Source organism: Bradyrhizobium jicamae (assembly GCF_018130215.1).
Taxonomy (GTDB): Bacteria; Pseudomonadota; Alphaproteobacteria; order Rhizobiales; family Xanthobacteraceae; genus Bradyrhizobium; species Bradyrhizobium jicamae_A.
Genome location: NZ_JAFCKQ010000009.1, coordinates 1 through 18,928, shown reverse-complemented (window position 1 = coordinate 18,928; position 18,928 = coordinate 1). Strand labels below are relative to the sequence as shown.

17 protein-coding genes are annotated in these 18,928 nt (G+C 60.4%); 9 read left to right on the top strand and 8 right to left on the bottom strand.

What is annotated here, in order from left to right; translation table 11 throughout:
- The first annotated feature begins 577 nt into the window (after window positions 1-577).
- The 5 genes from JQ586_RS13225 (at window position 578) to JQ586_RS13205 (ending at window position 5,801) form a co-directional block, all read left to right on the top strand.
- Entirely contained in the window at window positions 578-1,639 is a 1,062-nt protein-coding gene (locus tag JQ586_RS13225) for a class I SAM-dependent methyltransferase (protein WP_212395009.1), read from the top strand.
- A gap of 267 nt (window positions 1,640-1,906) precedes the next feature.
- A complete protein-coding gene (locus JQ586_RS13220) occupies window positions 1,907-2,206 on the top strand; it encodes a carboxymuconolactone decarboxylase family protein (protein ID WP_249147539.1) in 300 nt (99 codons plus the stop codon).
- Between the two features lie 241 nt (window positions 2,207-2,447).
- Complete coding sequence (locus tag JQ586_RS13215; RefSeq protein ID WP_212395007.1) at window positions 2,448-3,137, top strand: alpha/beta hydrolase; 690 nt, start codon at window positions 2,448-2,450, stop codon at window positions 3,135-3,137.
- A 1,624-nt stretch (window positions 3,138-4,761) separates the two neighbouring features.
- The gene (locus tag JQ586_RS13210; protein WP_212395006.1) at window positions 4,762-5,019 is read left to right on the top strand and encodes a hypothetical protein; all 258 of its coding nucleotides are present in this window, start codon (window positions 4,762-4,764) and stop codon (window positions 5,017-5,019) included.
- 548 nt (window positions 5,020-5,567) lie between these two features.
- Complete coding sequence (locus JQ586_RS13205) at window positions 5,568-5,801, top strand: hypothetical protein (RefSeq protein WP_212395005.1); 234 nt, start codon at window positions 5,568-5,570, stop codon at window positions 5,799-5,801.
- A gap of 122 nt (window positions 5,802-5,923) precedes the next feature.
- Here the strand turns inward: JQ586_RS13205 and JQ586_RS13200 are convergent, their stop codons facing one another.
- Window positions 5,924-6,205: a hypothetical protein gene (locus tag JQ586_RS13200; RefSeq protein WP_212395004.1), complete on the bottom strand. Its 282-nt coding sequence runs from the start codon at window positions 6,203-6,205 to the stop codon at window positions 5,924-5,926.
- A gap of 256 nt (window positions 6,206-6,461) precedes the next feature.
- On the opposite strand from JQ586_RS13200, the gene JQ586_RS13195 reads away from it, so the two are divergent.
- The 3 genes from JQ586_RS13195 to JQ586_RS41305 all read left to right on the top strand — a co-directional run bounded on the left by JQ586_RS13195 (window position 6,462) and on the right by JQ586_RS41305 (window position 9,017).
- The gene (locus JQ586_RS13195; RefSeq protein WP_212395003.1) at window positions 6,462-7,142 is read left to right on the top strand and encodes a hypothetical protein; all 681 of its coding nucleotides are present in this window, start codon (window positions 6,462-6,464) and stop codon (window positions 7,140-7,142) included.
- The gene (locus JQ586_RS13190; RefSeq protein WP_249147537.1) at window positions 7,135-7,866 is read left to right on the top strand and encodes an RES family NAD+ phosphorylase; all 732 of its coding nucleotides are present in this window, start codon (window positions 7,135-7,137) and stop codon (window positions 7,864-7,866) included. The genes JQ586_RS13195 and JQ586_RS13190 overlap by 8 nt, the downstream gene beginning before the upstream one ends.
- Window positions 7,867-8,213: 347 nt before the next feature.
- Entirely contained in the window at window positions 8,214-9,017 is an 804-nt protein-coding gene (locus JQ586_RS41305) for a recombinase family protein (protein ID WP_212395002.1), read from the top strand.
- A 267-nt stretch (window positions 9,018-9,284) separates the two neighbouring features.
- Here JQ586_RS41305 and JQ586_RS13180 read toward each other — a convergent pair whose 3' ends face one another.
- The 7 genes from JQ586_RS13180 to JQ586_RS13150 form a co-directional block, all read right to left on the bottom strand.
- Entirely contained in the window at window positions 9,285-10,256 is a 972-nt protein-coding gene (locus tag JQ586_RS13180; protein WP_212395001.1) for an ABC transporter ATP-binding protein, read from the bottom strand.
- Window positions 10,249-11,202, bottom strand: a complete 954-nt coding sequence (locus JQ586_RS13175) for an ABC transporter ATP-binding protein (RefSeq protein WP_249147567.1) — start codon at window positions 11,200-11,202, stop codon at window positions 10,249-10,251. The genes JQ586_RS13180 and JQ586_RS13175 overlap by 8 nt, the downstream gene beginning before the upstream one ends.
- 64 nt (window positions 11,203-11,266) lie before the next feature.
- Window positions 11,267-12,679 carry an amidase gene (locus JQ586_RS13170; RefSeq protein ID WP_212394999.1) on the bottom strand — a complete coding sequence of 471 codons (1,413 nt, stop codon included), beginning with the start codon at window positions 12,677-12,679 and terminating at the stop codon, window positions 11,267-11,269.
- 29 nt (window positions 12,680-12,708) lie between these two features.
- Window positions 12,709-13,617, bottom strand: a complete 909-nt coding sequence (locus JQ586_RS13165) for an ABC transporter permease (protein ID WP_212394998.1) — start codon at window positions 13,615-13,617, stop codon at window positions 12,709-12,711.
- A complete protein-coding gene (locus JQ586_RS13160; RefSeq protein WP_212394997.1) occupies window positions 13,610-14,563 on the bottom strand; it encodes an ABC transporter permease in 954 nt (317 codons plus the stop codon). Before JQ586_RS13160 ends, JQ586_RS13165 begins: the two co-directional genes overlap by 8 nt.
- Before the next feature lie 30 nt (window positions 14,564-14,593).
- Window positions 14,594-16,174, bottom strand: a complete 1,581-nt coding sequence (locus tag JQ586_RS13155) for an ABC transporter substrate-binding protein (protein ID WP_212394996.1) — start codon at window positions 16,172-16,174, stop codon at window positions 14,594-14,596.
- Between the two features lie 63 nt (window positions 16,175-16,237).
- A complete protein-coding gene (locus JQ586_RS13150) occupies window positions 16,238-17,656 on the bottom strand; it encodes a sulfatase (RefSeq protein WP_212394995.1) in 1,419 nt (472 codons plus the stop codon).
- 119 nt (window positions 17,657-17,775) lie between these two features.
- Between JQ586_RS13150 and JQ586_RS13145 the strand changes: the two genes are divergently transcribed.
- Entirely contained in the window at window positions 17,776-18,462 is a 687-nt protein-coding gene (locus JQ586_RS13145; RefSeq protein WP_212394994.1) for a GntR family transcriptional regulator, read from the top strand.
- Window positions 18,463-18,928 lie beyond the last annotated feature (466 nt).

Genomic DNA, 18,928 nt, shown 5'->3' with positions numbered 1-18,928 from the left:
GCCCGTTACGCTTCGAACAAAGCCGCCGCCACGCCAGCGCTTGGAATCGCTTGAGCGGTTTGGCCATGGGGGATTTGCTCGATGCGGCGCTGCGGCTGGAGCGGTACATGCGCTGCAAGGATTGCTCGCGGCGGACCGGGCATCCGTTCAAGGGGAGCCATCTGGTTACCCTACGAACCAACAAGATTTCGGCGATGAACCCGCCGTCGGTGTGGTGACCGGGGAGCGATGACCGTCAGTTCGGACGTGCCGCGTACGCTCGAAACGACGCACATGCCCCTCGAACGTCCTGGATTGACAAGCCGACGACCTCGAAGCGCTGAACCTTCTATTTGGTATTTCGACTAATCTGAGGCTCCCAACCGCCGTTTTTCTGGGTCCGACGGACTCAAATGTGCCCGGCGCTACTCGATAACCTGACGTTTGATCGCTCGCCGGGTCGCCTCCGGCAGACCTTTGCGGCCATCATACCGGCCTTTGCCTCGATCGCGGGCGGCCGGCGCAATCGAGTTGGCCCCGTCGATTAGTGGAATGTCTGAAAGACAGTGCGCACTCGCGACAACCAAAGGAGGCTGCAATGCGTGAACCAAATCCTGAAAGATTGAACGCGCTCGTCGGGAAACTGGTCGGAGACCTCGGCATCGCGCTTGGCGGCGCAAGTATACTGCTGGGCGACCGCCTTGGGCTCTACAAAGCAATGGCACAGGGCAAGCCGACTACTCCATCCGAACTGGCGAAGAAGACCGATCTACACGAGCGATATGTGCGCGAATGGCTGTCCGGTCAAGCTGCGTCCGGATATATCGACTATGATTCTGAGAACGATACATTTTCGCTCTCGCCAGAGCAGGCTATGGCGTTTGCCGAAGAAGGATCGCCTGCGTTCTTCGCCGGTGCCTTCGACGTGGTGCAATCCACTTATCTCGACGAAGCCAAGGTCGCCGAAGCATTCCGGACGGGCAAAGGGGTTGGCTGGCATGAGCATTCAAAGTGTCTGTTCTCGGGCACCGAACGCTTCTTCAGGCCCGGTTACAATGCCAATCTGGTACCGAATTGGATTCCCGCGCTTGACGGCGTCGAGGCGAAACTGAAGGCCGGCGCAAAAGTCGCGGACGTAGGGTGCGGCCACGGCGCTTCAACGATCGTGATGGCACAGGCTTATCCGAATTCTGAGTTCTTCGCCTTCGACTATCACAAGCCTTCAATCGAGCGCGCAAAACTCCTGGCGCAAGAAGCGGGCGTTGGCGACCGCATCACCTTCGCACAGGCAAGCGCCAAGGATTTTCCGGGGCAAGATTATGACCTCGTGGCATTCTTCGATTGCCTGCATGACATGGGTGATCCCGTTGGCGCCGGCAAACATGTAAAGGAAACGTTGGCAATTGACGGGGCGTGGATGATCGTCGAGCCGTTTGCTTGTGACGACCTGAAAGACAACCTTAACCCGGTGGGCCGCGTTTACTATCACGCCTCGACCTTCATTTGCACGCCTGCGTCGCTTTCCCAGGAAGTTGGGCTCGGACTTGGAGCTCAGGCGGGCGAACGCAGACTACGGCAGGTCGCAACTGAGGCAGGCTTCAAGCGCTTCCGGCGGGCAACCGAGACGCCCTTCAACCTAATCTTCGAAGCACGCGCTTGATCCAGTGGAGCGATAGCGGGGCCGCATTACAACGGTGCGCCGTCAGCCGAGCATGATGCCACGATTGGGCCTACGCAGCGGTTGAGAGATGTCTGCTCTTCCGCCAGCAGGCATCGGCAGCTTTCAGCAGGCTTCGCTTTTCTGGTCTAAGGCATCTTATTTTTAGGGAGATCAGTCATGAGAACGCTACTAGCGAGTGCCGGTCTAGCGCTGTTGTTGGCCTTGGCAACGGAACCAAGCGTGAGCGCTCAGGAGGCCCCTGGATGGATGAAACAGACACTTCCTGACCAGGCACTGAAACCGCATTGGGACGAACAGCTGGCCGTGATGAATCCCACGGGAGCTTTGGACGGGAAAACCAAGCACCTCATTGCCCTCGCTGTGGCAGCCCAAATTCCTTGTACGTATTGCGTCTATGGTCACACTAAGGCGGCAAAAGCCGCTGGCGCGACCGATGCTCAAATAAAGGAGGCCATTGCAACCGCCGCGCTCGTCCGTTTCAACAGCACAATGCTGAATGGCTCGGACGGCGGCCGCGATGCCGACTCGGTCTTCACTTCAAAATGAGTAATGCCGCCGACTGAAGGCGCACTACTTTTTGCGTTCGTCCAAGAGCTTCCCGGGTCGCATCGAATACGGTATCATCGCCGCCGGGATCGTCGTTACTATTGTGTCACCGTCGCCCTAGCTGTTTCTATTCCAGCGCATGAGTTCGTTGTCGGCCCTTTGCTGAAGCAAGGGGAGCTGAAACGTTGGCTTCTGGATGTAATGCAGACTCCGCTGAACGATTTCGAGGGAGACAGTTCTCATGACAAAGCCTGCAATCATTCTCGTCCATGGCTTCTGGGGCGGCGCGGCACATTGGGCCAAGGCGATTCCCGAGCTCGCGAAACGTGGCTATTCGGACCTGCATGCGGTTGAAATGCCGCTAACTTCGCTGGCCGATGACGCCGGACGACTAAAGAAAATGATCGCGCAACAGAGGGGCAATGTGCTGCTGGTCGGCCACTCCTACGGCGGCGCGGTAATCACGCAGGCCGGGAACGAGCCGAATGTGGTCGGCCTCGTCTACATCGCTGCGTTCGCCCCCGATGCGGGCGAAAGCCCTGGCAGCATCTCGCAGGAAAATCCTCCGGCGGCATTCGCAAATATCGCTCCTGACAACGACGGCTATCTTTGGATCAAGGCTGACAAGTATCACGAAAGCTTCTGTCAAGACCTGACCGAGGATGAAGCACTCGTCATGGCCGTCACGCAGAAAGCACCTCTCGGCACCACCTTTGGCGATGCAATCAGCAAACCTGCCTGGAAGAGCAAGCCGAGCTGGTATCAGATCTCAAGTCAGGATCGCATGATCAACCCTGAGAACGAAAAAATGATGTCGGCACGTCTAAACCCGAAGAAGGTCATCACGCTCGACGCGAGCCATGCGTCACTGGCGTCCCGTCCGAAGGAAGTCACGGACCTGATCGCGGAGGCGGCTCAATCGGTCTCGTAGCAAGCGACCCGAATACTCTAAAAGTTGTTGCAGCGCTCACGGGCTTCGGCGCGCTCTACTTTCGTCTGGGTGCGAAGTAGCAACACAGACAACACAACGCCGCCCGCTCGAAATATACGCACACGGACGGCGTCGTTTCCTAGCCCCAGGAAGGTCGTGGCAAAATCCTGGCTCTGATAAGTCGGCGCGGCACCCCGAAGGTTCATGACCTGACCTAACATATGCAAATGCCGCGTCCCCCGTTTGGCCTTAACTGAAATGTCCGGGGTGTCCTGAATCTTTCCCATAGCCTACGGCTGCCCCCGGCCTCAGCCCGCAAGGACTGGGGCCGTATTGATTTAGGCACCCGCACGGACGGTTCCCTGTTGCAACCTTTGGCCTCAGCGCCCTCCAACCGCTGGGGCCGCTTCTTTCGGGCGGCGCGCCGGCCTTTGGACGAGCTTGAGGAACTAGCCAGGCAAGAAAGTAAGGAGACTTTGCACAAGGTTGGCGCGTCATTCTCCGCCATACATGACGAAGCCGCCCCTGTCGAAAGGCGGCTTCGCTCTCTCTGTGTGCATGAGAGAGAAGGAGATGCGCCGGGGGAAGCGTTTGAGCTTGGCCGCCCCGTTTTATCTCCGAGATAGAGCCTAGCGCTGTGCTGCCAACGGTACAGCATGCGCTCTGAACAGGGATAACCGTTCGTCGTCGGTAATGCCTCAGTTTGAAATTAATCTATGGCCGGAACTGGGTTCCCTCGCCAAGCGTTATGATGCCATGCGAGCCCCCGATCTCCAGCGCCACATATACCGAGTCCACGATCTGGCGTTCGAGATCGCGGAGTGTCATTCACAGGCATTGGAAGTGCTTGCGAGAGCCGCCGAGGTGCTGAAGCAGCCACTTCCGGACACCTTCCTTGGGCGCGCCAACCACGATTCCGTTCCCCTTCCGTATCAGGAACAGTAAGGCCGCAGCGTCGTGGTTTCCTAGCGTCCTCGGAACAATCCCGCCGCACTGCTATTGAGTTTGCATCACGAGACACGTCCGTAGGCGTCGGTGGCTGAGAGACCGAGCGTGCTCCCGCCTACATAATCAGGGAGCGCAGCCATGCGATTAGAGCACGGAATCTATCGTCCATCCGAGCGAGATGCTGACAACTTGAAGATCCTGCGAGAGTACGCCAGTGAAGCTGCCGAACTCCTGAACCGGGTTCCCATGCCCGACACTTTCATCGGGCGGAAAACACGAGAACCTTTCCCAAAAGAGAAGAAACCACCCTCAGGCGACCCACATAGTTAAATGCCCAGACTTGGGAACACCGGTTAGGCTTCGCGGACAACGGGATCAGGACGATGCCGCCCTGTATGTACCGCGCATTGGAGCGTGAGTGCCGTCTCCAAGCCGCCATCACTTCGCACAAAGAGACGAGAGCAGAACTCGAAAAGATGGAGCGCGAGTACAAGGTTCTCGCTGATTGGCTAGAGGCGCGTCTGCAAGCAGACCACCAGCCGACATCCATAGAGTAAGGGGTGCCTCAGTTGGCGGCCTCTCGGCGCGGCCTTGACCAATCCGTGGGTTTCGGCACCTGCGACCGGCCCAGTTTCTAGCGGCTTCATTCGACACTCGTTTGGCGCAATCATGGATCATGACGCGCCCCCAAAAAATCACCTTCGGCGACATGCGCTCGATAGGCGCTCACGGCGTCTTGATCTACTGCGCCGACTGCGGTTGCAGCCATTCGATTGCGATCATGGCCGACCGTTGGAGTGATGATCAGCGGCTGTCCGACATTGAACCCCGCCTGGTCTGCAGCGCCTGCGGTAAGCGCGGCGCTGACGTCAGGCCGAACTTCAACTGGGACATCAAGGGGCCGATCGGTGGCATGGGGTATCGCGTGGTCTAGCCGCCGCCAAGGATACCCGTCCCTTCAAATTAGGACACCCTCGCTGGCTTTCATATTTGAATGCGGCGCTTCTGGGCCGGCCCTAGTGTTGATTGGATGGTGGAGTTCGACAGCGTAGAGTTCGCTTTCATCGTATGTACGGGCGTGGCCGTGGTCGCGCTGGTCGTCGGCGTAGGCTTGTTCATGATGGGATGAAAGCGTGAGGGCCTCGACGTGCCGGCCGCCCGTCGAGGCTCTTTTGCTGTCCGGATTACCTGACAACAGCAACGCCGCCCGCGTGCGGGATTTCAAGCGGGCGGCGCTGGGCCAGCCCAATAGGGTGGTGGCAAAATCCTGGTCAATAGGGTTGTGCCCCAACCCCGGAAAAGTTCCCGTATCACTTCAGTGATACTCCATCAGGGACGAAGCGGGGCAATCCGGCCGGGCCTATGATCCGGTAAGTCACCAACCTTTCCTGCGGCCCCGCGTTTGTCCCCCACATCACGGGGCCGCTTCTTTTGGGGGACGAGGCTGAAGTTGTCGGACGAACCGGCGCTTAGCGGTGGCTGATGGAAGACGACAACGACGAATTCTGGACTGACGAGCGGCGAATGCGGATTCGCGAAATGCTTGAGCGCGAAAACATCCGCCACGACCAACTCCGCTTTCATGTTATCCCGGGAGAGCTGGAGCTGTCGTTACAGCGCAACCCATCACGGCGGCGGACCGTTCTTTTCTGCCTTGTCCTCTTCGTCGTCGCCTCTCTCGTAATCGGATCGCTGTGTTTGTTTCTTGACTGGTGATGCGGTCCAAACCCGAGGCAATCCGTCACCTTGTCGAGATCGGACTGAACGTGAAAAGTAACCTCTGCAACAGCGGGGGTGAGCACATTTGTTGAGCAACGACACTTTGGCCAAGCTGGTCGTCACGGCGTTGCTGCTCGCGGCCCTTCTGGCTTGGAAGGGTGAGCGAAAAGCCGGCGCATGTCCGGATTGCCCAACGGAGTTTTCCGCCAGCAGACGATGAGCGGCACTCTCACGCGTCCATCACGTACGATACGTACTAGGTTGAACGCCTCACCAGTGGTGATGGTGCCACCAACCGTAGTGATGACCACGACCCCATCCGTAGTGATGGCCGCGGCCGCCGTGATGACCCCAGCCGTGTCCATGACCATGCCCACCTTTGACTTGAATGACGGCAGCATTGTCCGAGCCTCCCACCGCGTCAGGCGACGCGACGGGCATCGCCGACGCCGACATGATTGAGGATAGAATTAGAGCGCTCGCGGCAAAACCAGTTAGCGGTGCGCTCTGATCCTTGGCTTCCCAATTGGCTGAGGCGTTCAAGAGGTCCAAAAGGCGAAAAGTGCCCTCCGCGACGGGATCGGCGCTGCGGTCGAATGCTCTTGATTATGACGGTTATCGTATTATATTGATAACCGAGATAACCGGAATGAAGCCATGACAACCGCAGAAAAAGCCCTTCAGCGCTCGGGTGTCGGAACCGTTACCGGGACCCCCGACGAAGTTCGAAAAAAACTTGCCCATCTGCCGGTGGATCAAGTTATCGCTTTGACATTGCAGCATAGCAACAAAGCGCTTGCTCACGTGCTTCTAGATGCGGTTGCCGGCCTCGCTGCGCTGATCCCCAGCATTATTGAGCGCCGTCACGAGGCTAAATACCGGTCGATCATCGAGGCTATCGTGCCCGACGTTCCGATGCCCCAACACAAGCTGATTGAGGCCCGGATGACAGCCGAGGCCCGCAAGGGCGTGCTGGAAACGGGCGAATGGATGACGGCAGCTGAGGTTGCGGAGATGGCGGGGTTCAGTGCAAGCAATCCCAGCGCTCAACCGAACAAATGGAAAAAGGATGGGCAGATCTTCGCCGTGCGCCACCACGGGGTCGACTATTTTCCGGGCTATGCTTTCGGTCCATCGACGGATTATCGGCCGGCGAAAGACCTGGCACGAGTGCTGGTGGTCTTCCGCGGAAAGAAGGACGATTGGGGACTTGCCTATTGGTTTGCGTCGGTCAACAGCTTCCTCGGTGGCAAGCGGCCGCAGGACTTGCTGATTAGCGAGCCCGATCGCGTTGTCGCAGCGGCCGAGGACGAGGTAGCCGGCGTGCTCCATGGCTAAGAAGAAGGCCGGCGTACGCCGCCCGGCTGCCCGGACGAAGGCCGCCAAGCCGCGGCCAGCCCCGCCTTCCCCGTCCCCGGTCGTACCGGCTCCGCCCGCCGGCCTTGCCAATCTGGTGAACATGACGACCTGGCCGAAAGGCCAGGTCATTCATCGGATCCACCCCAAGGCCTATGGCAGCAGCCAATTTAATCCGGGCCCGCATGGCAGTGCCCGGTTCAGTCCAATCAAGGCTTCAAGCGGCGCGAACATCCCTACTATTTATGGCGGCACGGCGTTCGAATGCGCGGCCATGGAAGCCGTCTTTCATGACGTGCCGTTTGTCGCCGGACTAAAGACCTTCGACAAGCAAAAGCTGGCCAGCCACGTTTATTCGCAAGTGACGCCGAAACGAGACCTCAAACTCGTCGACCTCAGCGTGACGCCACTCAAAAGGCTCGGGATTCAACGCAGTCAGCTCATCGATACCGAAAAGAGCGAGTATCCGAACACCCGGAAATGGGCAGAAGCTATCCACGCTTCTTGCTCACATGCTGAGGGACTTTGCTGGGTGTCTCGCCAGGACGATCGTGCTTTGGCGATCGTGATCTTCGGCGACCGTGTCGCCGCCGCGGATCTATCGTCCGTAGGCGCTCCGCTGGACCTGCTGAAAGTTGACGCCGTGTACGCAGACCTCGTCACTCTCGCGGACAGAATCGGCGTCAAGCTCGTCGACGGCAAGTAGCGAGGCAGCCGTCCCGGCCCTCAAGAGTAAGGCAGGCCATACTTCGACTTGCACAATCTGTGATATAATCGAGGTATTGGCGCACTTTTTTGGGGGATGGTGTTTTCCGCGTCGTCAATCACCACGTTGGCAACCCTTTATAACGACTTTAGTTCCGCAGGGAACCACAGGGGCATGCTCGGCATTACCGACCTGCGACGGCTGCACGCCTGCGGCGATATCACAGGTCTTCGACAGTGCCCGAGAGACAATCACCTTCACCGAAGCAAAAAGAACGCGCCATTGTGTCGCGCGATCGGACGACTGCAAACACCGCCACGGTGCAAGCGGATCAGCATTAGCCTTCGATGCTACGCGCTGCACAATATGTACGGATGTCGTCCAATCCCCAACAATACTCGATTGAAATTCAGGCCGCCGCCATCGCTGCCTATGCAGCGCGCCGAGGCATAGAAATCGTTCGCAACTATTCCGATCCCGGACGCAGCGGTCTCACCATTGCTCGCCCTCAGGGTCTCCAGCAACTCATTAATGACGTCGAGAGCGGGCAGCCAGGTTTTGATTGTGTCCTCGTCTTCGATGCGAGCCGTTGGGGGCGCTTTCAGGACACCGACGAAAGCGCCTACTACGAATTCATCTGCAAACGAGCTGGAATACAGGTTCACTATTGTGCCGATGAGTTTGAGAACGATGGCAGCCTGTCGTCGGTCATGCTCAAGAGCCTGAAGCGCGCGAAAGTGGCGCGCTCCGTTTCGGACGGTGACGTCAGGGCTCGTCGATGGGAAGTGCGGAAGCTCAAGTACCAAAAGGCCGCACTCACGCTTCTCATTCGAATGGACCACGGCAATAACTGCATTCAAGACTATTTCCTTCTCCCAACCGCTGCGCTTCCATTGACGAAGGACAGAAAGAAGCTGCGCGTGTCGGACCACCTCTTCGGTCGAATGCGGCTGGACAGCCTTGAGGCCGTCATGGCCGCGCTTTATGGCAGGCTGCGTGTGTCGCGAGAGCAAAGCACGATTACTCGCGCTCATCCTCCATCCATTCAAAATAAAACCGCGACCAGCCGCGCCTCCCACACCAAATCGTTGACGCCAGCGCGGGAAAAAAAGCGATCGCAAGAAGGGTCGGTCGCACACGGCATTGATTGAGCGCAGATAGGACCAACCCTTACCTCGCCTCCGAAGCTTCCATTGTGAAACTCACCCAAGCATGCGCCACGATGGTTTCACGCGCGCCGGGGTCGCCCCCAAGAATTCAACATCCGAACCAATCTGATCCAACATGATCGACCGCAGTCCGCGGCTGTCGACCAGCAAACGAAACGGGGTCGGCGACATGGTAATCCGCATCGGCTGACTGCGCCGACAAGGCCGATCAAGGATTTGAAGGTCGAACGATCCGGTTCGGGGCAAACCTCAGGCGAAGTGACAGGCGACGAAGTGCTCCGCTGTCTCGCTCGCTCTTTCGAGCGATGGCTCTCGCTTCGCACAGATCTCCCGCGCGATCGGACAGCGCGTCCGGAAACGACACCCCGAAGGCGGATCGATCGGGGAAGGAACATCTCCGCGCAGAACGATGCGCTCCGGCCTGTTGCCAGGGAGCGGCTGCGGCATCGCCGACAGCAGCGCCTTCGTGTAGGGATGACGGGGACTGCGATAGAGCGTTGCGGCTTCACCGATTTCGACAATCCTGCCGAGATACATCACCGCGATCCGGTCGCTGATGTAGCTGACGACGGCGAGATTATGCGCGACGAAAACATAAGTGAGTCGCAATTCCCGCTTGAGCTCGACGAGCAGGTTCAGCACTTGCGATTGGACCGATACGTCGAGCGCCGACACCGGCTCGTCCGCGACGACCAGTTTCGGTCGCAACACCAGCGCACGCGCTATTCCGATGCGTTGACGCTGTCCACCTGAGAATTCATGCGGATATCGCTGTGCCGTGTCCTGCTGCATCCCGACCTTGTCGAGTATGTGGTGCACCAGCTTCTCCCTGGTGCGCCCCGTCGCGATACCTTGGGCATCGAGCCCTTCGGCGATGATGTCCCGCACGGTCATGCGCGGATCGAGCGAGCTGGTCGGATCCTGGAAGATGAACTGCATGTCACGCCGGAGCCGCTTCAGCTCCGCGCCGGTTTGCGCGTCAACGCTCTTTCCTTCGAACCAGAGCTCGCCCGAACTTGCTCGAAGCAGGCCAGCCAGAACCCTGCCGAGGGTGGATTTGCCGCAGCCTGATTCGCCGACAACGCCGAGGGTCTCGCCGGGCAGGATATCGAAGCTTACTCCATCGACCGCGCGTACCTGCCCAACAACGCGCTGCAACAATCCGCGACGCACCGGAAAATGACGGACGACATTGCGGGCACTGAGCAGCGGCTCACGCATGAAGCGCTCCCTCGGATCTCGATCGCGGCCGCTGCTCGCGCAGCCAGCATGCCGCCCACCCCTCTCCTGACTCGGCAAGAGCCGGCTCCTCGCAGCGGCAGCGCTCGACGGCATAGTTGCAACGCGCCGCAAAGCGGCAGCCCCGCGGCCAGTGGAGCGGGCTCGGAACCTTACCCGGAATGACGTTGAGCGGCATTGCCTGCGTCATCCCCAGCAGCGGGATCGAGCGGAGCAGCGCCTCGGTGTAGGGATGTTGCGGGTTACGGAAGATCGCGCTGACGGGGCCGCGCTCGACCACCCGTCCGGCATACATCACGGCGACGTCGTCGCATATCTCGGCGACTACGCCGAGATCATGGGTGATCAGGATCATCGACATGCCGAGCCGCTGGCGAAGCTCGCGTAACAGTTCGAGGATTTGCGCCTGGATGGTCACATCGAGCGCCGTCGTTGGCTCGTCCGCGATCAGCAGGCGCGGCTCGCAGGCAAGCGCCATCGCAATCATCACGCGCTGCCGCATCCCTCCGGACAACTGGTGCGGGTAGGCAGAGAAGCGTTGCTCGGGCGAGGGAATGCCCACCAGCCTCAGGAGCTCGATCGCACACTCTCGAGCCTCTTTCGCTCCGATCTTCCGATGCAGCCGGATGGCTTCGATGATCTGATTGCCTGCGGTATAGACGGGATTGAGCGACGTCATGGGCTCCTGGAAGATCATCGAGATTGCGTTGCCGCGGATCGCCTGCATCTCCGGTTCGGGCAACCTTGCGAGATCACGTCCATCGAACAGGATCCGACTGTCTTCGACGACGTGTCCAGGGCTCTCAATCAGGCCCATGATCGAGAGCGCAGTGACGCTCTTGCCACTGCCGGACTCGCCGACGATCCCGAGCGTCTTTCCTTCACCGACCTCCAGGTCGACGCCGTCAACGGCTTTCATCACGCCCATTCGGGTGTGAAAATGCGTCCGCAGGTTTCTGACCCGGAGCAGCGGCATTGTCGCGTCCTCTCGTTCATATCGCGGGTTTGCGTTCGACCCATGGCCAGGCCTGCTCGAAGGCACGGGCGGCGCGCAGCACGAGAGCTTCCTGATTGGGTGGTGCGATGACCTGTAACCCTATCGGCATGCCCCCGACGAAGCCGCATGGAATTGAAGCCGCCGCGAAGCCGGCGAGATTCACGGCCAGCGTGTAGGCGACGAGTGTCGGAATCCGCTGGGTGGGGCCGACCGATTCGATGACCGGCGCGGTAAAGCCCAGTGTCGGCGAGAGCACCAGATCACAACTGCGGAAAGCCGCCTCGAACGAGCGGATGAATTCGGCGCGCCGGCGCACCGCGCGCGAATACTCAGCGCCGCTCACCCGCTTGGCCCAGGCAAATCTCTCCCGCGCATATGGGGTCAATTTGCGCCGCGCCAGCGGGTCAGTATAGAGCGACTCGCCGAGCTCGGCGTAACGATCGACGAAGTCGAGCACCCGCCAGGCTTCGTCCACACCCTGCGTGTCGAACGTCACGGCGTCATCGACAAAGTCTGCGCCGAGCGAGCTAAGACCACACGCAGCTTTCTTGATCGCGGTGATCACGGCGGCATCGACCTGCCCCGAAATGCTCTGATCCTCCCACCATCCGAGCCGCAGTCCCGCGATGCCGTCATCGAGTCCGGAAAGATAGTCGGGCGGCTCATCCAGCCGGCACAGGGGATCGTCGACTGATGGTCGTGCCAGTAGCTGCAACAGCGTGCCAGCATCGCGGACGTCGCGACTGATCGGGCCCACACGGGAAAGGAACAGCGTGGATCCGAACGAGCCGTGATTCGGCACCCGGCCGTTGCTCGGCAGCACGCCAAGCACCCCGCACATCGCCGAGGGCAGCCGGATCGATCCACCTGAATCGCTGCCGAGCGCCAATGGGCCGAAGCCGGCTGCGACACTCGCCGCCGCCCCTCCGCTCGATCCTCCAGACGTGCGTCGGGAATCCCAAGGATTGACGCATTCGGGCGCGACGCGGCCGGCGGTGCGCCAGAACGTCCCGAATTCGGGCGTAGCGGTCTTGCCGATGATTAGGCCGTCCGCCGCCTTCACGCGCGCGACGTGTAGCGAATCCTCCTCCGGTACGTGGTCGGCGTAGATATGCGAGCCGCTGGTGGTGCGGATGCCCTTGGTCCAGAATTGATCCTTGATCGAGACCGGAACACCCGCCAGCGCGCCGACAGGCTCGCCGCGATCGATCCGCCGATCAATCGCCCTGGCCTGGCCGAGAGCGACGTCCGCCGATAGCGTAAAGAACGCGTGGAGGCCCCGATCGAGCGCCTCGATCCTTTCGATGAAACGGGTCGCGACTTCGGTCGCCGACACACGTCGCGTCATGATGGCCTCGCGGATTTGCCAGCCGGGTGCCCAATGGAGATCCGAGGACAGGTCGGTCATCGCGTCACCTCTTGTATTTTCCGCATCGATCAACCTCGCGGATCCAGCGCATCGCGCAGGCCATCGCCGATGAGATTGAAGCCGACGACGACGAACACGATTGCAAATCCCGGGCCGAGCGCGAGCCATGGCGCGAGCGCCATCACCGAGGTTGATTCGGCAATCATCCCGCCCCAGGTCGGATCAGGCGGCTGCACGCCGAGCCCAAGAAAGGACAGCGAGGCCTCGGTCAGGATGGCAAGCGTCACCGTCAGCGAGGTCTCGACGATCAGCGGCGCGGCGACGTTCGGAAGTACGTGCCGGTACATCGTCCGCATCCGCGACACACCGAGCCCGATCGCCGCGATAATGTAGTCACGCTCCCGCACCGACAGCGTCGAGGCGCGCGCGACGCGGGCGAACCTCGGCATGAACAGGAGACCCATCGTAAGAACAAGATTGGGCAGGTTCGCTCCAAGCGCGGCGACGAGTGCAATTGCCAATAGCAGCGCGGGAAAGGCCTGCAGAATATCGAGAATGCGCATCAGGCAGCCATCGATCAGTCCGCTCGAGCACCCCGCGAGGAGTCCGATCAGCGTTCCGGACGCAAAGGCGAGCACAGCACTCAGGCAGGCCACAGCCAGGGAAGTGCGCGCCGCGTAGAGAATGCGCGTCAGGACGTCGCGCCCTAGCTGGTCCGTCCCCAGCAGATACTGGCTTGAGGGCGGCGAGAGCGACGCGTCGGCGATCTCCAAGGGATCATGCGCGGTAATCCAGGGCGCTGCGAGCGCGAGCCCGATCGACAACAGCACGATAGCGGCACCGATGACGAGCGGGAGATTTAGGCGAAGTCGTGATCGGCCGGACACGACGTCAGTTTGGTCGCCTGCCGCTGGGTCATTCAGTTGCACGCCTGACCTGTCCGGCGCGTCGATCATTGTCGCGTGCGCGTCAGCCATGATGCTGGATCCTCGGATCGAGGAGGTAGTAACTGAGGTCGACCACAATGTTAATCAAGACCACAAGTGTCGTGACGACGAGCACCGTAGCCTGCACTTGGGTGTAGTCGCGGTGATAGATGGCATTGAGCATCAACTGTCCAACGCCAGGCAGGCCGAACACCTGCTCGATCACGACGGCACCTGCAACCAGCTGGGCAGCGGTGACGCCCAGTGCAGTGACCACCGGCAACAGCGCGTTGCGAAGACCATGCCGGATCAGAACGCGGATGCGACCGGCACCCTTGGCGCGCGCCGTTGCCATGTAAGGTTCGGCCAGCACCTCCAGCATGGCGGCGCGGGTATAGCGCATCACTGTCGTCGCCGAGGGCAGCGACAGCAGGAAGGCCGGTAGCAGCAGCATCTGCGTGCCGCCGAGCGGATCATTGCGCAGATCGACGATGCCAAGGGTTTTGAAGGACGGCATATAGATCGATACCAGCAGCACGGCAGCCACACCGACGAGGAATGCAGGCGTGGAGAGTCCGATCAGTGCAGCGCCACGGATGACGAAATCGGGCCAGCGTCCGCGCGTTGTCGCGGCGACAACGCCTGCGGGCAAGCCGATCAGGATCGTAAAGGCCAGGGAAAATGCCGTCAGTACGAGGGTCACCGGAAGGTGGGAAGCAATCTGCGGCCCGACCGGCAGCCCCATCACCAGCGAATTGCCGAAATCGCCGTGAAGCGCGCTGACGAGCCAGATACCGTATTGTACCGGCAACGACTGATCGAGATGAAGCGCATGACGAATATTTTGCGCAGCTTCGGAATCGAGCGCCACAGCGGGGCCGGCGAGCACGCTCACGATATCGCCCGGGATCATATGAATGATCGCAAAGCTCATGAGCGAAACGCCGATCAGCACTGGGGCGGTGAGAACGATGCGCCCGGCGGCATATCTGAGCATCGACGACTCCATTCGAATCCGTTGCGTGCGCTATTGGAACCAGGCCTGGCGAAGATAGACGCGCTGCGTCGATGGTAATGTGCGATAGCCCTGCAGTTTGTTCGACCACATCTCCCATCGCAGCGCGGAGGCACAGGGCGTGATGACGTAGGCCATATCGGCAACACGCTGCTGAACTGCGCGATAAAGCTTCACTCGCTCCGCGGCGTCGTAGCTCTGCCGCGCCTTGGCAAGCATATCGTCCAGCACTGGATCGGCCGTCTTGCCGGGATTGACCGTGGAGTGCGAGTCGAGACGTATCGAAATATTGGTGTCGGGATCGGGACCCCAGACCAACCCGGCCATCGAGATCGGTGATTCCGTCGACTGAAAATCAGTGACCAGATTGCCCCATTCCTTCTGCAGGATCTTGATCCTGATGCCGATGCGTCCGACCAACTGCTGGACGATCTGCGCGATCTGGACGTCGCCATAGTTCGATGGGGAAACCGCGAAGGTCGTGTCAAAGCCGGCGGCATATCCGGCTTCCGCCATGAGCGCCTTGGCCGCGGCGACGTCTTCCTTGGTATAGGGCAAACCAAGGACGTCGCCGCTCGGAACCGCGAAGGGTGACTGCACCGGCGGCAAAGCTGCAGCCAAGCCGGCGCGGCCACGCCAGACCACCTTGATGATGAGCTCCCGGTTCAGAGCGAGGCTGAAGGCGCGCCGCACGCGTACATCGTTGAAGGGTGGACCACGTTGGTCGAACTCGAGCAGCAGCAGCTTCGAAAACGCTTCTGGTTCGGGCGCGACGATGTTGCTCACGCTACGCATTTGCGCCGCCGAGTCTGGCGAGCTGAGCCAGGTCATTTGGACGCTGCCCGCTCGCAGCGCTGCCATGCGGCTGCCTTCATCGGGAATGATTCGGAAATCCAGTCCGTCGAGGTAAGGCAATCCGAGCTCGTAATAGTCGGGGTTGCGCTTCAGCCTCACGAGAGAATCCGGCTGGAAATCCTCCAGCATGAATGGCCCGGTGCCAACGCCACCCTTGATCAGGTCACCTCGCCGCTTGACGTCTTCGCGGCTGACGATCGCGGCATATTTGAGAGTGGCGAGATAGTTGAGGAATGGTGCGAAAGGCTTGGCGAGGCGGAAAACAACCGTCCGTGGATCGGGCGTCTCGATCGCGCTGATGACCGAGAAGATCGACACCCACGGCGAGCGCGTCGCGGGATCTACAAGACGCTGGAACGTGAACTTGACGTCCTCGCTCGCGAGCGCGTCGCCATTATGGAATTTCACGCCCTCACGCAGATGGAACACGAAGGTCTGCGGGTCCGGGCTCTCCCACGCGACGGCAAGATCAGGCTCGACCTGGCTGGCCGTCGCGTCCCACCTCAGCAGGCAGGTATAGATGTGCTCGACAATGTTATCTGTCGAGAATGCCGCTGTCTTGTGCGGATCGAGCCCGATCGGGTTCTCGTCCTGGCCGATTGTGAGCACACCGCCGCGCTTCGGCGCCGACGCCTCATCATCTGCGGCCAAGGCGGGAAAGCCCGAACCGTAGCCGAGGGCGGCAACTCCAATCCCAGCGGAGCCGAGGAATTGCCTTCGCGAGATGTCCGCCCTCATGCCTCTTCTCCATCAGATCGATCGAGATTCCAGCCAGCCACGCTCTTTCGGCAGCCAAGAAGACTAGGATGCAGGTTCGAGCGAACTGGCGAGGCGCGGATCTGCATATTTCTTCGTAACGCCGGCGCGGCGCAGGTCTTGCGCGTAAAGCTCCAGCAGGGATCGGATCACGTCGGGGTGCCTGGACGCGACGTTGGTGGTCTGCTTCGGATCGGTACGCAGGTCGTAGAGCTCGACCGGCTCGCTCGAGGTCGCATAGAGCAGCGACCATTGTTGCGTCGTGATCGTGACCGGTTGCCACTCGACCACGGTCCGCATCAGATCGTCGACGACTTCGACTGTATCGCCGGGATTGGCGAGCGGCAGCGCGGTCAGGACATGGTCGCGCCCCTCGAAGGGCTGGCCAAGCACACCCGGAAGCAGCGAGAGACCCTGCATCTCTGGCTGACGCGGCAAGCCGGCCATGTCGCAGATCGTGGGCGCGATGTCGAGCGCACAGGCAAGTTTGTTGGTTCGTCCGGGCTTGGCGCCGGGCACGTGGATCAACAACGGCACCCTCGCGATTTCCTCGTAGAGCGGCGATCGCATCCATGTGGCCTCGCCGGGCGCGCGGCGAACCATCTTGCCCATGAGCCCATGCTCTCCCAACAGGAAGCCGTGGTCGGAGACGAAGATGATCGCGGTCGAATCTTGGATGCCGAGATAGACGAGCTGGTCGAGCAGATACCCAATCCATCGATCGACAAGCTCGAGCTCGCCACTGTAGAGAGCGCGTGCGACAGCGATGTCGCGATCGGTCATGCCGTGCTTCTTGCACTCCCCGTAGGGCGGATGCACACGTTCGCCTGCATAATCGGGAAGATAGTGGCGGGTGTAATAGGCCGGCGGGTCCCACGGCTCGTGCGGATCCCAGGTGTCGACCAGCGCAAAGAACTTGTCCTCGTAGACCTGCTCCAGGCATTTCGCTGCCTGCACCATTGTGAGCGGCGCCGGACAGTCCATCTCGCCGCTGCGCGGGTCGGGTTTCACCTTGCCGGTGATCGGCCATTGCGGCAGCTTGCCCTCGCCCTGACGCTTGGTCTTGTTGGGCGCGCTGTACGAACTGTAATGCGGCGTTCCCAGAAGCTGGGACTTCATGTCGTAGAAGTAGTTGAAGCCGCGATCATATTGATAGCCGTTGACCTGATAGAACGGCGTATCGACCACTCCGAGTGTGGTGTAGCCAACTTCGGTCAATGCGGTGGCAATCGAGCGATCCGAGCGCGGCAACGCGCCCCAACCGACGCCGGCGAACGCAGGTTTTCCGGTGAGATAATCGTAGCGCGCGGGGACCGTCGGAAAGCTCGACGCATAATAACGGTCGAACACCATCGATCGGGCGGCGAGCCGGTCGAGGTTCGGGGTTCTGACCCCGCCCCCGTTGTAACCGAGCATGTCCCAACGGACGGTGTCGGACACGATCATGAGGATGCGATCTACCACGATTTACCTCCCTTTGTTCTGGTCTTGGAGTAAAATATCACACATCACACCGCGCCAGTCAGGAGTAATATGTTACATATGACATTTACTCTGACCAGAATCATGGATAGGGCTTGAGCATGGATGAGAGACTTGGCGGCGCACTCAGCTTGGTGTCCGGCCCGAGCCTGCGTGAGCAGGCGCGGAAGGTGATCCGCGGGATGATCATCACCGGGCAGATGCAGCCAGATCAGCTTTATTCAGTGCCGCGGCTGGCGACCGAGCTCGGCGTCTCGGCGACGCCTGTGCGCGAGGCCCTACTGGACCTCGCGCGCGAAGGTCTGCTTGAGGCGGTGCGAAATCGCGGATTCCGCGTGGTCGCACTCTCGCCAAACGAGCTGAAGGACATCTACGCCATCCGCACGATGCTCGAAGTGCCGAGCATCGCAGAGATCGCACGCGCCGGTCTTGCGCCTGCGCAGCTGGAGCAATTGCACGAACTTGCGACGGTGACCAAACGCGCCGCCGATGCGGGCAATCTGATCGAGTTTCTCGAAGCCGACCGCAAGTTTCATGTCGAGCTGATCGCCACGCTCGGCAACAAGCCCCTCGCCGACCTCGTGGAGACCCTCCGCGATCGGGTCCGGCTGCACGGATTTAAGGGCGGCAAGAGCGGCGAATACATCACTCACTCGGCTGGTGAGCACTTCCAGCTACTTGATTGCCTGTCGAAGCGCGACGAGGCCGGCGCGGTCGCGCTGATGCAGCGACATTTGGAGAGATCACGTCACGTCTGGATCCAAGGTCGCAACGAGGCGCAGGCCTAAAGCGCCGGCCTGAATCGGCGTGAATGGGAGCACCTACGTCGTCAGATCATTTGACGCGCAACTGCTCCTGATGCGCCTTGACGAGCTAACGCATGCTGTTGAACTGAAAATCGACCCGGGGCATCTGCCCCAGGGTCATGGTCGCGTCAAAACCATCTTGAGCGTACCCCGGTAGATCCAGCACGACTTCAAACCGTGATCATTTAACGGCTTGTGGTCGTGGAACATGCTCTCAGCCGAACGAGGGAAGCCCTCGATAAGCTGACCGAGGGCATGGGCCGTGACATCCTGATCAAGGGCCAGTTTGTGGGCATGGGGCCAAGACGCTCGCCACACTAGAGCGGTTCACGGCTTGATTGAATCGGAAGGGATTCCCGATTTCGGACGAATATGATTCAAGATGCTGGCTGGGCTGGAGGCCAGCATCCGATGGTCCGACCAATTTCCAATGATCTGCGTAAGCGGG

Coding starts and splice junctions, on each gene's coding strand:
- JQ586_RS13155 (WP_212394996.1), bottom strand. CDS start 16,174: ATGAGGGCGGACATCTCGCGAAGGCAATTCCTCGGCTCCGCTGGGATT.
- JQ586_RS13200 (WP_212395004.1), bottom strand. CDS start 6,205: ATGCTGCCGTCATTCAAGTCAAAGGTGGGCATGGTCATGGACACGGCT.
- JQ586_RS13175 (WP_249147567.1), bottom strand. CDS start 11,202: ATGGGCGTGATGAAAGCCGTTGACGGCGTCGACCTGGAGGTCGGTGAA.
- JQ586_RS13210 (WP_212395006.1), top strand. CDS start 4,762: ATGACGCGCCCCCAAAAAATCACCTTCGGCGACATGCGCTCGATAGGC.
- JQ586_RS13220 (WP_249147539.1), top strand. CDS start 1,907: ATGAAACAGACACTTCCTGACCAGGCACTGAAACCGCATTGGGACGAA.
- JQ586_RS13215 (WP_212395007.1), top strand. CDS start 2,448: ATGACAAAGCCTGCAATCATTCTCGTCCATGGCTTCTGGGGCGGCGCG.
- JQ586_RS13160 (WP_212394997.1), bottom strand. CDS start 14,563: ATGCTCAGATATGCCGCCGGGCGCATCGTTCTCACCGCCCCAGTGCTG.
- JQ586_RS13225 (WP_212395009.1), top strand. CDS start 578: ATGCGTGAACCAAATCCTGAAAGATTGAACGCGCTCGTCGGGAAACTG.
- JQ586_RS41305 (WP_212395002.1), top strand. CDS start 8,214: ATGCTACGCGCTGCACAATATGTACGGATGTCGTCCAATCCCCAACAA.
- JQ586_RS13205 (WP_212395005.1), top strand. CDS start 5,568: ATGGAAGACGACAACGACGAATTCTGGACTGACGAGCGGCGAATGCGG.
- JQ586_RS13190 (WP_249147537.1), top strand. CDS start 7,135: ATGGCTAAGAAGAAGGCCGGCGTACGCCGCCCGGCTGCCCGGACGAAG.
- JQ586_RS13180 (WP_212395001.1), bottom strand. CDS start 10,256: ATGCGTGAGCCGCTGCTCAGTGCCCGCAATGTCGTCCGTCATTTTCCG.
- JQ586_RS13195 (WP_212395003.1), top strand. CDS start 6,462: ATGACAACCGCAGAAAAAGCCCTTCAGCGCTCGGGTGTCGGAACCGTT.
- JQ586_RS13165 (WP_212394998.1), bottom strand. CDS start 13,617: ATGGCTGACGCGCACGCGACAATGATCGACGCGCCGGACAGGTCAGGC.
- JQ586_RS13145 (WP_212394994.1), top strand. CDS start 17,776: ATGGATGAGAGACTTGGCGGCGCACTCAGCTTGGTGTCCGGCCCGAGC.
- JQ586_RS13170 (WP_212394999.1), bottom strand. CDS start 12,679: ATGACCGACCTGTCCTCGGATCTCCATTGGGCACCCGGCTGGCAAATC.